This is a genomic window from Clostridia bacterium (assembly GCA_014360065.1).
Lineage (GTDB): Bacteria > Bacillota > DSM-521 > Neomoorellales > JACIYF01 > JACIYF01.
In genome coordinates this window covers 16,841-31,331 of the sequence record JACIYF010000021.1, presented here as the reverse complement: position 1 = coordinate 31,331, position 14,491 = coordinate 16,841, and the positions used below count along the sequence as shown (strand labels likewise).

The window sequence follows — 14,491 nt, the reverse complement described above, 5'->3', positions numbered from 1 at the left end:
CGGAGGCGGCTACTGGGGACTTCTGGGAGTCGGACCCGGCTTGTTACCTTACCGACGAAGAGATTGGCCTGAAGGTGCATCCGAGAGAAGTATGAAAATGGCCGGGATGCTGGCGCAAGGCGACTTTGGGCGAGCCCTGCGAGCCGTTGGCGAGACCGAGCCCGAAGGCGGGGCCGAGGACAGGACGTCCGAGGCCGGCCTCTTGAGACAGGAGGTCGAATTGGCCGGGAACCCCGCCGAAGGGTGACGAGGAGCCATACGGATCGCTGGCGAGCCCATGTGGAGCCGGCGCCAGCGCCCCGGCATGGGAAATGTTTCGGAAGTATCGGCCTGAAAGAGCGGAGGGGATCTGATGATGGCTGTGAGCTTTAGTAGTCCTGGTTTTCCCTACCGGCGCCAGCGCCGGCTCCGGCAAAACCCGGTTTTGCGCCAGATGGTGCGGGAAACAGAGCTCAATCGAAATGATCTCATTTATCCTTTGTTTGTAACCTACGGGCAGGATAAGGTCGAACCGGTGCCCTCGTTGCCGGGCATAAGCCGGTATTCGGTGGATCGATTGCTACCGGAGGCCGAGAAATTAGTGGAGCTGGGGATCCCTGCGGTAATCCTGTTTGGCATCCCCGAAAACAAGGATTTTGTCGGTTCTGGGGCTTGGGATCCCCAGGGGCCGGTACCTAGGGCGGTGCGGGCACTCAAGCAGCATTTTCCCCAGCTGGTGGTGATCTGCGATGTCTGCCTGTGCGAATATACCAGCCATGGGCACTGCGGTTTACCGGATGAAGGCGGCGGAAGAATTGCCAATGACCCTAGCCTGGAACTATTGGCTCGGGCTGCTCTCTGCTATGCGGAAGCTGGGGCCGACTTGGTGGCACCATCGGATATGATGGACGGTCGGGTGCGGGCCATCCGGGAAAAACTGGATGCCAACGGCTTTACCCAAGTGGCCATCATGGCTTATAGCGCCAAGTATGCCTCCTCCTTTTACGGGCCGTTTCGAGAAGCAGCTGGTTCTGCCCCCGCCTTTGGCGACCGCAGGAGCTACCAGATGGATCCGCCCAACCGGCGCGAGGCCCTGCTGGAGGCAGCCTTAGATTGGCAGGAGGGCGCCGATATCATTATGGTAAAGCCGGCTTTGGCCTATCTGGACGTGGTAAAAGAGATTAAGCAGCAGTTCCCCTGCCCGGTGGCTACCTATAATGTCAGCGGGGAATACGCCATGGTCAAAGCGGCAGCCGCCAGGGGCTGGCTGGACGAACGGGCGGTGGTTTTGGAAATGCTCACCGCCATGAAACGGGCCGGCGCGGACCTGATATTGACCTATTACGCTCCCGATGTGGCCCGATGGCTAGCTGAGGCCTAGAAATCGCGGATGGGGGGCGATGGCGATGATGCTATCTTGGAATGTAACCAACCAGTGCAACATGTTTTGCGACCATTGCTACCGCGATGCCGGAACTCGAGCCGAGGAGGAGTTGACCACCCAGGAGGGAAAGGAGCTTATCCGGCAAGCCAAGCAGGCAGGATTCCGGATGATGATCTTCAGTGGCGGTGAGCCGCTACTGCGGCCCGACCTATTGGAATTATTGGCCACTGCGGTGGAGGAGGGGATTCGGCCGGTCCTCGGCACCAACGGTAGCCTGCTAACTGAGGAATGGGCTCAGGAACTGAAAGCAGTTGGGGTAGGAGCGGTGGGCATTAGCTTGGATAGCACTGACCCCCAAAAGGAAGATCGCTTCCGGCGCCTACCCGGCGCCTACCAAGGTGCCCTTCGGGCCATGGAGGCTTGCCGCCGAGCCGGCTTGCCCTTCCAGGTGCATACCACGGTTATGGATTGGAATGCTGAAGAAGTGATCCCCTTGACTGACTTAGCCGTGCAGATGGGGGCTCGGGGGCATCACCTGTTCTTTTTGGTTCCTACCGGCAGGGCGGTAGAGATCGAGCGGGCCAGCTTGCGGGCCGAAGGATACGAAGCCAAGCTGCGCCAAATCCTCAGCAAGCAGCGCCAGGTCGATATTGAGCTTAAACCTACTTGCGCTCCCCAGTTCGTTCGCATCGCTAAACAGATGGGTATTCCCATTCGCTTCCAGAAGGGCTGTTTGGCAGGCATCTCTTACTGTATCGTCAACCCAGTGGGGAAAGTGCAGCCCTGCGCTTACCTGGACCTGGAGTGCGGCGACGTTAGAGAGCAGCCTTTCAATCGCATTTGGCAGGATAGCCCAGTATTCCTGCGCCTGCGGAGCCAGAAGTATTCTGGGTGGTGCGGGGACTGTGCTTACAAAGAAGCCTGCGGCGGCTGCCGGGCCCGGGCTTATTATTATCATGGCGACTTCATGGCCGAGGAGCCGTGGTGTTTGTACCGGGGTGGCCGGGGGTATCAGCCCAGGGGCGAGGTGGCGGCCAGTGAGTAAGGGCGGGCAAGCGCCAACCGGCGGCATCAGGCTGGATGAGCAAGATCGCCGGCTGCTCAACTTGGTACAGGCCGGCCTGCCTTTGGTTGAGCGACCCTTTGCTGCCATCGGCCAGCAATTGGGCATGGAAGAAGAAGAGGTTTTGCTTCGGCTAAGGCGGCTGAAAGCTAACGGGGTAATCAGGCGCCTGGGCGGTATCTTTAATTCTCGGCAGCTGGGCTACCAAGGGATACTGTGTGCTGCCAAAATAGACGAGGGGGAGCTGGAGCAGGTTACCAGCGCCATCCACAGGCATCCGGGCGTAACCCACTGCTACCTACGGGAGGGCGAGCTCAACCTGTGGTTCACGGTGATGGCAGCTTCCGAACCAGCCCTTCAGCGAGAAATCGCTGCCATAAAAGCCGAGGCTGGCTTAGCAGACGTGGTCCAGTTTCCCACTGAGCGGGTGTATAAGATCCGGGTTTGTTTTGACCTGGGCCAGGAGTTGGCCGCCCAGCACTCAAGTTGAGGCTGTAGGCACGGAGTCTAACCGGACCAAACCGCCAGTGCCTGGCTGGGCTATGTTGAGCCCAAGGTTGAGTGCTGGGCGGGTGGAAGTAAGCTGTTTTTCAAAGGAAAGGAAAAGGGCATGAGCAAGGATAAATTGGTAGACGCGGATTTGATTGCCCAGCTTCAGGGCAACATCCCCCTTGAGGCCAGGCCTTTTGCTCGTATTGCCGACGCCATCGGTTGGAGTGAGGGAGAGGTGCTTTCCCGGCTGCGCCGGTGGCAGGCCGAAGGCAGGTTGCGCCGGGTGGGAGCAGTGCTGGCTCACCGACGGGCCGGGGTAGCGGCCAATGCTTTGGTGTTGTGGCAAGTCCCCAGCGGGCGGCTAGAGGAGGTGGGGGAAGCCCTGGCCCGGGACAGGCGGGTCACCCATTGTTACCAGAGGAAGCCGGCGCCAGGCTGGCCCTACAATCTGTTCTTCATGGTCCATGGCCAGCGCCGCAGCCAAGTTGAGGCAGTAGTAAAGGAGCTGGCCGACGAACTGAAGGTTCGGGACTACAGGATTCTCTTCAGCACCGTTGAAATTAAGAAAACCAGCATGACTTATGCTTAAAATGGGAGGTGTGCCAGTGCGGCAACAAGGAAAGTGGCTGCGGTCTGAGGAGCTCTTTCGGCAAGCCCTGAGATATCTGCCCGGTGGGGTAAATAGCCCGGTACGCGCTTTTAAGGCTGTGGGCATGGATCCCATCTTTATTGATCATGGCCAGGGATCCCGGGTTTACGATGTGGATGGCAACCAATACATAGATTACCTGGGCTCCTGGGGGCCGCTGATCTTGGGGCACCGCCACCCGAGGGTGGTGGAGGCCTTAAGCCGAGTAGTCAGGGAGGTAGGTACCAGCTTCGGCGCCTGTACCGAACTAGAGATCGAGCTGGCCCGGCGGGTGGTGGAAGCTGTGCCCTCCATAGAGGTGGTCAGGATGGTGAACTCCGGCACCGAGGCCACCATGAGCGCCCTGAGGTTGGCCCGAGCCTACACCGGGCGCGACCTCATCGTCAAGTTTGAGGGGTGCTACCATGGTCATGCCGACCACCTGCTCATTCAGGCCGGATCGGGTGCCTTGACCTTGGGGGTTCCGACCAGCCCGGGTGTGCCCCAGGCCTTGGCTCAGCTCACCTTGGTGCTGCCTTATAACGACCTGGCCAGCGTTGAGCGGGCATTCAGGGAACGCGGCCACCAGATAGCGGCGGTAATCGTGGAACCGGTGGCCGGCAATATGGGCTGTATTCCTCCCCAACCAGGCTTTTTGCCAGGTTTGCGCGACCTCACACGGAGTTATGGGTCCCTGCTAATTTTCGATGAGGTTATGACCGGCTTCCGGGTGGCCTATGGCGGCGCCCAGGAACTCTATCAGGTCCAGCCGGACCTCACCTGCTTGGGCAAAGTCATCGGTGGCGGGCTTCCGGTGGCGGCTTACGGAGGGCGCCGGGAGATTATGGAGATGGTGGCCCCGGCTGGCCCGGTATACCAGGCGGGTACCCTCTCCGGCAACCCGCTGGCCATGGCGGCCGGGCTAGCCACCTTGGAAGTTTTGAGCTCCGCCTCTGCTTACGGTGAGTTGGAACGGCTGTCGGCCAAGCTGCAAGCTGGCCTGGAAGCTGCTGGCCAAGAAGCGGGTGTATCCCTAACTGTCAACCGGGTGGGGAGCATGCTGTCGGTCTTCTTTACCTCCGAGCCCAACCAGCCAGTTACCGACTATGCATCGGCCACCAGCACCAATGGCAACCGCTTTCAGGAATTTTTCCGGGGCCTGTTGGAGCGGGGCATCTATATTGCCCCTTCTGCCTTTGAGTGTTGGTTTGTCTCGTTGGCGCATACCTCTGAGGATATTGATCTTACTGTTGCGGCCGCCAAGGAAGCATTGGCGGCTGGCCAGGGCCAGGCTTGAGAGAGCAGGAAATCTGGCTACGGCGGCGAATCATAGCTTAGTGCTAACTTGATCAGGCGCACTTTTTAAGCTGCGTGTTTGGATAACCAGAAAGGGTGGCTTTTAGGAACTTATGGGTTATGACAAGGATCAATTCTACGCTCCTGGGGTAGTGGCTATACCCCAGGTGGTGGGCTGGGCTAAGATTAAGTCCTACATCGAAGTAACCAAGCCAGCCACAGTGGGGCTGTTGGTCTTTACGGCGGTGGCAGGCATGATTGCGGCGGCCCAGCTAGCCCCGGGAGCCAATGCTTCCTGGAAAAACTTAATGGAGGCCTTTTTTGCTGTTACCTTGGCCTGCGCTGGCTCCAACGCCATCAGTTGCTTTGTGGACCGGGATTTGGACGCAATTATGGAGCGCACCCGCAAGCGGCCTATCCCCTCGGCGCGGATTTATCCGCCGGCTAAAGCCCTGTACTTCGGTCTAGCGCTGGTGGGGTTGGGGTTGGCTTTGGCGGCCAGCATTAACTGGCTGTCGGTTCTGGCTCTGGTGGGCGGGATAGTAGATTACGTACTGGTCTATAGCGTTTGGTCCAAGCGCCGCACGGCTCTCAACATCGTCCTGGGAGGTTTTAGCGGTGGCTTCCCGGTGCTGTTCGGTTGGGTGGCGGTGGCCGGGAAGATAGACTTGCTTCCTATCCTCTTGGGAGCTTTGGTGGTGCTTTGGATTCCCAATCACATCTGGAGCATTGCCCTCTATTGCCGCAATGACTACTTGCGGGCCCAAGTGCCCATGCTGCCAGCGGTGCGAAGCACCTTAAGCGTGATTCGCTGCATCATGGCCACCAGCCTAATCTTGGCGGTTTTCGCCGCCTTGATATACTGGGCGGCCGATTTAGGCTGGATATACGCAACTTTGGGGGGCATAGCGACGGCCCTAACCTTATTGGGAGCTCTGGCCTTATACCTTGACCCTACCCCAGAAAAGGCTTGGAAGGTATTCAAGCTTTCTAGCCCCAACCTTTTCCTTATCTTCCTGGGGGTCATCTTAGATGCGCTATTCTAGAGTTGGCCACCCAATTTACGCTTGCTGGCGCTGGAGGTATTTGAGGGAGTACCACACGCTAAGAACGGTGGCAATGGTGGCCACCACGATAACGGCAACCTTGAGTTCAGGAGTCAAGTAATGCCAGTAGGCCACGGCCAAATCGCCTAGCTTCCAGCTTCCCCACTGCCAGGCTCCTGTCCAAGTGAAGGCGCCGATAGTGGACATGATGATGTAGGTCCTGAGGTTCATGCTAAGAAAGCCAGCGCCCAGTATGGTCGGAGTTCGGATAGGGCCAAACCAGCGCGAGATTATGATTACAGCTGGCCCGTAACGGATCAGCCAGCGGTTGAGCTGTTCCAGGTTCTGGAGCTTGTCGGCGATGGAAAAGCCCCACCGCGACAAAAGCCGGCGCCCGGGAGTGGCTCCCAACCAATAACCGACGAGGTTTCCAATTAGGTTTCCGGCCGTACCCACTGCCACTGCTTCCCAAAAATCTATGCGGTGAGTGGCAATGAAGTATCCAGCTAGCAAGAATACCGGTTCGTAAGGGATGCCCGGCATGCCCGTGCCCTCTATTAATAAGGTCAGAAAGAGAAGAATGCATAAGTACAGCGTGGAGCTGGAAGCCCAATCCAACAGATGATCAAAGAATTCCATTTTGTCATCCTTTCATTGTCGAGCTAGCGCTATCTTGAGGTATGGCGACAATGGTCTCGGCTCCCCGTACCCGGTCGCCTACCTTAACCTTAATGTCAAAATCCTGACCAAATAAGACCAAATCTACCTGCGAACCCCGGCCGATGAAAGAGGTTTTCTGACCTTGTTTCACGAACATGCCCGGTTCCACAAAGCGGGTGATCTTGTTGACGAACTTATCGGCAATTTCTACCGTAGCCAGCCGAATCCCGTCTCCTTCTAAAAACATGGTCAAGCGCTCGTTCTCAAGGTGGTGCTTACGGCCAAATAGGTCTATGGCTCTATGAAGGTAAGTCAGGCGAATGTACTCCCATAAGTCTACCATGGGTAGATTGAAACTGGCCGGGATGTGGTACATTTGCGTCAGCCTTCCGCTGATGGGAGCGTAATTAAAATGGACATCCAGGGGCGACATATAGATTCCCAGTATCCACCCCTCCTGGCCGTATTCGGGAGCTGCCTTAAGGATCTCCTCCAGAGGTATTCTCGTTCCTAACTTCACGGCCTCCACCTTGCCTTGGCGAAAGGGGCGAACATATACCACTTGCCCGTCAGCTGGGGCCACGATTGACCCTTTTACCGCTGGAGGTATGCGCTGGGGGTCGCGGTAAAACCAAACCTGGCGCAACCATACTAACACTAGAGCGAGGCCGATGGCAACCACGCCCATGGCCACAAGCGAGATCTTGAGAACCGATGCTACCATTCTAGCCACACCTTCCAAAGATTGTAGGGCAAGCGGGGTAAGTAATACAAGAACATGCCGGCTACTGCCTTCCAGGGCTGGAAATGCATGGCCGGGGGCGGAAAATGCCGGCGAGCTGGCAAACGCCCGGTTCGATAGGCTTCGTCCAGGGCACCATAAGTGGCCAAAGTACCCTGTTCTTGCCAGAGGCGGTAAACCTGCACCCCCGGCGGCTGCTGAAAAAGGGTACGGTCCAAAGCGACTTCCGTAACTAGCGCCGTAAGCTCCTGATAAACTGGCTCCAGTTCCTTCACAAAACCTTGTCGGGCTACCAGCTGCCGCAAGCGATTGTAGCGGGCGATGTCTTGGGGGCGCGAGGCAGCCTTGGCCAAGATGGCCTGAATACAGGTTAACAGCAGCCGTACCCGCTCCAAGTCCCAAACTGGGTCAAAAAGGCGCAGTTCCAGGGTACCCAATCGCTGGGAGAAGATGACATCCTGAAAACGGTAATAGGGGTCATGGGGGCGAAGCGGGCCAATGGCAAAGGAATGGGCCCAGCGATAGGAGGCGCCAAACCAGCGCTCTCCGGCTAAAGGTGCGTTAGCGGTGAGCAGCGCCAGCAGCGGCAAGAAATAAATCAATTTGTCGTAGGCTTGTTGTCGTTCCTGAGGGTTGGAGAACCCGCCGATATGGATATGCATACCGGAGACGTTGGTGGGAGCTTCTTGGTCAATTAGGCTTCCCAACGGCACGATAAAGCCCTTGGTCACTTCGGCCAGATCCCGCCGTCTTTGGGCGAGGTCGGCCACCAGGGCTTCCGGGGAGCTGTGGATGCCGGTGGAGATTTCTACGCCGCTCATAAGGCCTAGGCGCAGATCCTTGCCCCGATTGAAATTGCAATGGGTATGGGTGTAGTAAAAGCGCGGATTCTTCTTGACCAACAGTGCCAAATAGTAAAGTGACTGCAACGAAGGCTTGTCAGGTTCAGTTATAAATACTTCTTCTTCGAGGCCAAAAACCATGGGTGCCATCCTTACGCCTCCGTCGGTTAGAGCCGTGGAAGCCACGCCCGTACCGGGGCCCAGCTGGTTCGGTCCCAAAGCATGGGCCCAATCCGCACCTCGGCCCCTACCATTATCGTTTGGCCTTGAATCAGGTTAATGGGGAGCTCTACCTCAATTTGGTTTTGGCCCACTACCCTAGCCTGCAAACTGGAAGGATTGATCCCGGCTGGCCCGCTGATGAGGCTTAGGGATAGCTGGGCGGATGGGCTGGCCAGGCTATGCTCGGACCGGGTGAATTGGGCCATGGTAGGATCCTGGCTTGGTTGCCGGTAGTGCAGCGCTGCGATCCAGCTCTGAACCTTGTTGCCGGATATGGCATACCAGCCCAGCCGGTAGGTGGCCAGAGGGTTGAGGCCGTCCCAGGTCTCCAGCCGGATAACCAGGTTAGAGCCGTTGCTGGCCAGATAGATTGCTTTTAAGTCAGTGCCATTTATGACGCTCTTACCCAAGGTATCGCCGCGGGCGTCGCATACTGCCGCCGGGTACTGATTACCGGCAGCAGCAACCGGCAAGCTTTTAGGGGCCCAGCTGGCAAAAATCTCGTTGGGCCGGAGAAAGTTGTCTAAGAACTCGGCCATAACCCGACGCTGGGTCTGGTAGCAGTCCACTGCTGCCTTCTTGGCCCTTAAGTCATCGGCAGACAGTCCGTTCTTATACCAGTGTAAATCGGGCAAGTACATTGAGGCTGGAGGGGTCAAAGGCCGGGTTTTGGGCCAAACTGGAGACACCTGCCACATTCCCTTGTGAATGAGGTAGAAGTAAAGGCGAGGGGAGGGGTCTAGGCCCTGTAGGCTAGCCACGGTAAAGACGTTGGCGGCCCAGTGGTCAGGATGAGATTCGTCCGGGCAGGGGGCGAAAACATCCGTAGGCCTGAAGGTAGCTAAAACCATCTTTAGCCTTCCATTAAGAGCTGAGCCACAGTAGACATCGCCGGTATGGGGCGAATGGTCTAGCTGGGTGGCTTTGGAGGTCAAGGGGTGGGTTGGGTTCCACCGATTCCACCACAGGTCAGCCAAGCCCTTGTCGGGAAAGCCGAGGAAAGTAATTTGAGCTTGCTCCAAGCCCAGAGCTCGGCCAGCCTTGATTGCTTCCTTCTCCCGGATGCGACCGTAATACCGGTAGTCCCGGGGACTAACGTAACTGCTGTCAAACCAACGCCGGGCTCCGCCGGCGAAGGCATCGCCAGAGGTCAGGAACACTACTTGTATTTGTTTGCCCTGGCGGGCGAGCTGGTGAATCAATCCGCCTGCCCCTAGGGTTTCGTCGTCGGGATGGGGAGAAATGATAAGAACGCGATCCCCGAGAGGGGGCAAAGGTTGGAGCCCAGAGCTCTGGGCCTCGGCTAGATAGTAACCACGTAAATCCAGGCCGCCGGTTAAGGCGGACACCACTGCCAAGACTAGCAAGATCGAGCTTAGGCGGCGGAAGGAAAGGCTACTTCCAAGCCGCTTTCTTACCCATTGCCGGGAAAGGCCATACCAAGCCCGGGTGAGATAAAAGACGATTTCCCGGTACATCTTTAGGCGGGCGGGCACGCCCTTGCGCACTCCTCGCTTTTCTTCTTTGGTTCGATGGGTAAGCTGGGGCAGGGGTACATGGACGACCCGGAGTTTATGGTTTCGGGCCAAGCGATCTAAAGCTACCTCCACCGCAAAACCAATGGAGCCTAGATCGATGCCAACCAGGATTTCTCGACGCAGGGCGCGCTGGCCAGACAGCAATGGAGTTATCTGTTGGGCCAGGTCGGTAATCCACCGCCCATTGGCAAATACCCCTGTGGCCATGTCAGCCTGGTTAGCTAAGACTGGTTCCAGCAACTTGGACACATGGCCAGGCTTTAGCCCCACTAGGTCAGCATCCAGAAAGACTAAAACCTCGCCTTTAGCCTGGGCTATGCCAGTGGCTAAATCTCCCCCCTTGCCCACATTCTCTGGAAGGGCGATCACCTTGGCTCCAGCCCGTTGAGCTGCTAGTGCTGTATTGTCAGTGGAGCCATCGTCGACTACGATGATCTCATCGACCTGAGTAACGCTACGGGTGGCTCGTACCACCGCCGCCACGGTATCGGCTTCGTTATAGGCAGGGATAATACACGAGACTATCATGGAATACGCTCCTCTATTTAGTTTGGAGTTATTCGCGTCCCGCTCCTCTCCAGTCACCCCTAATTTAGGCATTTCCAGGGATGAGGGTGGCTAGTAACCACTCTTTGCTAAAGATACAACATTTTTGGGGTTGTGCCAAGCTATTTCAGTTTGGAGCTGAGCCTTAGGCTTGCTTTTGCCTTCCGCCGGTATTCCTTGAAATGGGATAGCGCTGGTGTTACAATGGAGAAGCTGAAGAAGGGAGTAATGGCCATGTTGAATTTATTGCGCAACTGGCTTGACGATAATGCGAGAGATATTAAGCGGATGGCGCCCAAGGTAGCCGAAATAAATGCTTGGGAGCCGAAGCTTGCAAGGCTTAGCGATGAAGATCTTAGGGCCAAGACGGCTGAGTTCCGGCAGCGGCTGGACCGGGGCGAAACCTTAGATGAGCTGTTGCCGGAAGCTTTTGCTGTGGTTCGGGAAGCGGCCAAGCGAACCCTGGGGCAGCGCCACTTTGACGTTCAGCTAATGGGCGGCATAGTTTTGCACCAGGGGCGGATTGCCGAGATGAAAACTGGCGAAGGAAAAACCCTGGTGGCTACCCTTCCGGTCTATCTGAACGCCCTTCCCGGGGAAGGCGTACATGTGGTCACTGTAAACGACTACCTGGCCAAGCGCGACAGCGAGTGGATGGGCCGGATTTACCGCTTTCTGGGGTTATCGGTGGGACTGATTGTCCACGGCCTAGATTATGGCGAGCGGCGCCGAGCTTACCTTTGTGATGTCACTTATGGCACCAACAATGAGTTTGGTTTTGATTACCTCCGGGATAATATGGCTTTTCACCCCAGCCAGGTAGTTCAGCGTTCCCTCAATTACGCCATCGTCGATGAGGTGGACTCTATCCTCATCGATGAAGCCCGGACCCCGCTCATCATTTCCGGCATGGCTGATAAGCCCACCGAGCTTTACTACACGGTGGCTAGGCTGGTGCCTCAGCTTAAGCGGGATCGGGATTATACGGTGGACGAAAAAGCCCATACCGTGGCCTTGACAGAAGAAGGGGTAGCCCGGATGGAGCGCATGCTGGGGGTTGACAACCTCTACGATGAAAAGAACATCGAGATTTCCCACGCGGTAAACCAGGGCCTTAGAGCCCACGTTCTGATGAAGCGGGATCGCGATTACATCGTCAAGGACGGTCAGGTAATAATCGTGGATGAGTTTACTGGCCGACTAATGTTCGGCCGTCGCTATAGCGATGGTTTGCACCAAGCCATCGAGGCTAAGGAAGGAGTCAAGATCGAACGGGAATCCCAAACCCTGGCCACCATTACTTTCCAGAATTATTTCCGGATGTACAAGAAGCTGGCAGGTATGACCGGCACGGCGGCCACCGAGGAAGAGGAATTCCGGAAGATTTATGGGCTGGACGTGGTGATTATCCCCACCAACAAGCCGATGATTCGTATTGATTATCCTGATGTGGTCTATCGTACCGAGGAAGGCAAATTTCGGGCAGTGGTAGAGGAGATTGCTGAGCGGTACGCCAAAGGGCAGCCGGTGCTGGTAGGCACCATTTCCATTGAAAAGTCGGAGCGGTTGAGCCAGATGCTGAAAAAGCGGGGGATACCGCACCAGGTCCTCAACGCTAAATACCATGAGCAAGAGGCAGAGATAATCGCTCAAGCCGGTCGATCGCATACGGTAACCATCGCTACCAACATGGCTGGCCGAGGCACCGACATCATGTTGGGGGGCAATCCGGAAGCGCTAGCCCTTAAGGAGCTGAAGCGCAAAGGCATTGACCCGGAGGCCGATCCCCAAGCCTACCGCGAGGAGTTGGAGAGGGCTAAGGCCATTACCGAAGCCGACCATGCCAAGGTGGTGGCCCTGGGTGGTCTCCACATCATTGGTACTGAGCGCCATGAAAGCCGGCGGATCGACAATCAGTTGCGAGGCCGGGCTGGCCGCCAGGGAGATCCAGGGTCGAGCCGGTTCTATATTTCCCTGGAAGACGATCTGATGCGCCTGTTCGGGTCGGACAATATTGCCGGCCTCATGGATCGGCTGGGCATGGATGACTCTACCCCCATCGATCACCCGCTGATATCTCGCTCCATTGAGGCGGCCCAGAAGCGAGTAGAAGCGCGCAACTTCGACATCCGCAAACATGTTTTAGAGTATGACGATGTTATGAACCAGCAGCGCGAGGTTATTTATAAGCAGCGCCGGCTGGTACTGGAAGGAACGGATCTACGCCCAGTCATTAATGAGATGCTGGACGCGGTGGTTAACCGCACCTTCGATGCTTACGCCAGCGAAAGCCGCTGGCCAGAAGAGTGGGATCTTAAGGGGCTTCTTGATGCTATTGAACTGTTCCTTCCCGGGCACCGGATTACGGCTGATCAGCTAAAGACCATGGAAAAAGAGGAAATTAGGTCCATGCTTTTGGATAAGGCCCATGAGGCTTACCGGGCTCGAGAGGCAGAGTTGGGCTCCGAGACCATGCGGGAGCTGGAGCGGGCCATCCTGCTAAGGGTGGTGGACCAGAAATGGATGGATCATCTGGATGCCATGGATCAGCTGCGGGAAGGAATCGGCCTGAGGGCCTACGGCCAGCGGGATCCCTTGGTAGAATATAAGCTTGAGGCTTACGATATGTTCAACCAGATGGTAGAGAGCATCCAAGAAGATACGCTGCGTTACCTCTTGCGGGTGCAAGTAGACCGGGAGCGGCCAGTAGCCCAACCCGAGCAAAAGCGGCGTCAGCTGGTGGAAAACCGTGGGCCCGACGGGGCTAGCCAGGGGCCAGCTCAGCCCGTCCGGCGCGGACAGAAAATTGGGCGCAACGACCCCTGCCCTTGTGGCAGTGGGAAGAAATACAAGAAGTGCTGCGGGCGAGCAGCATCCTAAGGAGCGGAGGACTAGTGATGCTAGAGGATTTCCGAGGGCGCTTGGAGCGCTGCTCAGAGCAGTTGCAAGATTTGAGGGTTTCCCTTTGACTGGGATCGCTTGGTGGAAAGAATTGCTTCGCTAGAATCAACTTGTTCCCAGCCTGAGTTTTGGCAGCAGCCGGAGAAGGCGCAAGGTATTGTGCAGGAGTTGACCCGACTTAAAGATCGAAGGGATAAGTTGGAGAAGCTCGAGAGGCGTTTCCAAGATTTGCAAGCTCTTTGGGAGTTGGCTTTGGAAGAGGACGATGAAAGCGTAAGCGAGGAGATCGAGCAGGGACTGCAGGAACTGGACCGAGAGCTTAGGGCTATGGAACTTCAAATCCAGATGGCCGGACCCTATGACAGCCGCCATGCCATCGTTTCCCTGCATCCAGGCGCCGGAGGTACCGAATCTCAGGATTGGGCATCGATGCTATTTAGAATGTATAGTCGATGGGCTGAACGCAGAGGCTTTGAGGTAGAAGTGTTGGACCTCTTGCCTGGTGAGGAAGCTGGCATTAAGAGCGTTACTTTTCTAGTTAAGGGAGCTTATGCTTATGGTTATTTGCAGGCGGAAAAAGGAGTACACCGGCTGGTTCGCATATCGCCCTTCGATGCTGCCGGGCGCCGGCACACCTCGTTTGCTTCGGTAGACGTGATTCCCGAAGTGCAGTTCGACGATGAAATTGAAATCGATCCGGAGGAATTGCGGATCGATACTTATCGGTCCACTGGGGCCGGGGGCCAGCACGTTAACAAGACTGATTCGGCGGTACGGATAACTCACCTGCCTACCGGCATAGTGGTGAGCTGTCAAAACGAGCGTTCTCAGCACGCCAACCGCCTGGCGGCCATGAAGATCCTCCAAGCTAAGCTGCTAGAGTTGAGGCAACGGGAGCATGAGGAAGAGCTGGCCAAATTGCGCGGCGAAGTGCGGGATATAGCCTGGGGAAATCAGATTCGTTCTTATATATTTCAGCCTTATAGTCTAGTCAAGGACCACCGCACGGGAGTGGAGGTGGGGAACGTCCAAGGGGTGATGGACGGCGATATTGACATATTCATTGAGGCTTATCTCCAGGAACAAGCGCGGCGTCGGGTATTCTCGGAGAAGCAGAGCGTAAGCGGCTAAAAGCTGGAAGGGAGGTGGAGC

General features: G+C 56.7%; 12 protein-coding genes. 8 read left to right on the top strand and 4 right to left on the bottom strand.

Translation table 11 applies throughout. The features are described from left to right. Positions 1–355: 355 nt before the first annotated feature. From hemB to cyoE, 6 genes are all read left to right on the top strand, one after another. Positions 356–1,360, top strand: coding sequence for a porphobilinogen synthase (hemB, locus tag H5U02_05300; protein MBC7341851.1), 1,005 nt, complete (start codon positions 356–358; stop codon positions 1,358–1,360). Positions 1,361–1,385: 25 nt separating this feature from the next. Then, entirely contained in the window at positions 1,386–2,408 is a 1,023-nt protein-coding gene (gene nirJ2 / locus H5U02_05295; protein MBC7341850.1) for a putative heme d1 biosynthesis radical SAM protein NirJ2, read from the top strand. Then, positions 2,320–2,916, top strand: coding sequence for an Lrp/AsnC family transcriptional regulator (locus H5U02_05290; protein MBC7341849.1), 597 nt, complete (start codon positions 2,320–2,322; stop codon positions 2,914–2,916). The genes nirJ2 and H5U02_05290 overlap by 89 nt, the downstream gene beginning before the upstream one ends. A gap of 120 nt (positions 2,917–3,036) precedes the next feature. Then, positions 3,037–3,507 (top strand): Lrp/AsnC family transcriptional regulator, encoded by a 471-nt coding sequence (locus tag H5U02_05285; GenBank protein ID MBC7341848.1) that lies wholly within the window; start codon positions 3,037–3,039, stop codon positions 3,505–3,507. Position 3,508: 1 nt separating this feature from the next. After that, positions 3,509–4,843 carry a glutamate-1-semialdehyde 2,1-aminomutase gene (hemL, locus tag H5U02_05280; GenBank protein MBC7341847.1) on the top strand — a complete coding sequence of 445 codons (1,335 nt, stop codon included), beginning with the start codon at positions 3,509–3,511 and terminating at the stop codon, positions 4,841–4,843. Between the two features lie 112 nt (positions 4,844–4,955). Beyond that, positions 4,956–5,888, top strand: a complete 933-nt coding sequence (gene cyoE / locus H5U02_05275; protein ID MBC7341846.1) for a protoheme IX farnesyltransferase — start codon at positions 4,956–4,958, stop codon at positions 5,886–5,888. A gap of 15 nt (positions 5,889–5,903) precedes the next feature. On the opposite strand, the gene H5U02_05270 is transcribed toward cyoE, so the two are convergent. From H5U02_05270 to H5U02_05255, 4 genes are read right to left on the bottom strand one after another with little or no spacing between them, the layout of a single operon-like run. After that, positions 5,904–6,527, bottom strand: a complete 624-nt coding sequence (locus tag H5U02_05270; GenBank protein MBC7341845.1) for a DedA family protein — start codon at positions 6,525–6,527, stop codon at positions 5,904–5,906. Positions 6,528–6,531: 4 nt separating this feature from the next. Next, positions 6,532–7,272 (bottom strand): phosphatidylserine decarboxylase, encoded by a 741-nt coding sequence (locus H5U02_05265; protein MBC7341844.1) that lies wholly within the window; start codon positions 7,270–7,272, stop codon positions 6,532–6,534. After that, on the bottom strand, positions 7,266–8,282 hold the full coding sequence (locus H5U02_05260) for a hypothetical protein (GenBank protein ID MBC7341843.1): 1,017 nt from the start codon (positions 8,280–8,282) through the stop codon (positions 7,266–7,268). The genes H5U02_05265 and H5U02_05260 overlap by 7 nt, the downstream gene beginning before the upstream one ends. Before the next feature lie 17 nt (positions 8,283–8,299). Further along, entirely contained in the window at positions 8,300–10,420 is a 2,121-nt protein-coding gene (locus H5U02_05255; protein MBC7341842.1) for a PIG-L family deacetylase, read from the bottom strand. 252 nt (positions 10,421–10,672) lie between these two features. Between H5U02_05255 and secA the strand changes: the two genes are divergently transcribed. Continuing rightward, the gene (gene secA / locus H5U02_05250; protein ID MBC7341841.1) at positions 10,673–13,318 is read left to right on the top strand and encodes a preprotein translocase subunit SecA; all 2,646 of its coding nucleotides are present in this window, start codon (positions 10,673–10,675) and stop codon (positions 13,316–13,318) included. Positions 13,319–13,417: 99 nt separating this feature from the next. Next, complete coding sequence (prfB, locus tag H5U02_05245; GenBank protein MBC7341840.1) at positions 13,418–14,470, top strand: peptide chain release factor 2; 1,053 nt, start codon at positions 13,418–13,420, stop codon at positions 14,468–14,470. Positions 14,471–14,491 lie beyond the last annotated feature (21 nt).